1 protein-coding gene is annotated in these 525 nt (G+C 47.0%); it reads left to right on the top strand.

Annotated elements, in window-relative coordinates; genetic code table 11:
- Nucleotides 1-51 precede the first annotated feature (51 nt).
- Nucleotides 52-525, top strand: a 474-nt coding sequence (locus tag Q4528_RS12665; RefSeq protein ID WP_303521814.1) for a histidine kinase dimerization/phospho-acceptor domain-containing protein, incomplete at its 3' end; no start/stop codon positions are given.

Genomic DNA, 525 nt, shown 5'->3' with positions numbered 1-525 from the left:
ATACTATTTATAGTAGCCGCCGTCATCCTATCCACTGTTCTCACACTGCTAATGGTGCGCTGGATGGCAAAAAACTTAGCCACCCCAGTTATAACACTAAAAAAGCAAGTAGAGACCTTTGATATTAACAAAGGTCATTTTCCGCGAATGGATCGCGACGACGAAATAGGGCAGCTCAACCATGCATTTGGCGATTTAATTCAGCGTATGTATGAGTTCACTAGACGAGAACAGGACTTCACTCGCTTTGCCAGTCACGAGCTTCGATCCCCCATCACGGTGATCCGGGGTAACTTCGACATATTGCGTGAAAGTCTGCCCGACTCTCCCATACACCAGCGGATCGTTACACGAATGAAAACGGCTATTCAGCGCGTATCTTCGCTTATTGATGGGTTTCTATGGTTGGGACGAGAAAATCATGATACCTACATGCCGATTGAAGCCATCAGTGCAGCACGGTTAGAAAGCATGATCAACGGTTTGACGGAGCACCTCTCTCCTGAGAGCAGCTATCGATTAACC

Origin of the sequence: Staphylococcus pasteuri, from assembly GCF_030547725.1 — a bacterium.
GTDB classification, from domain to species: domain Bacteria; phylum Bacillota; class Bacilli; order Staphylococcales; family Staphylococcaceae; genus Staphylococcus; species Staphylococcus pasteuri.
This window is presented reverse-complemented; position numbering and strand designations above follow the sequence as displayed.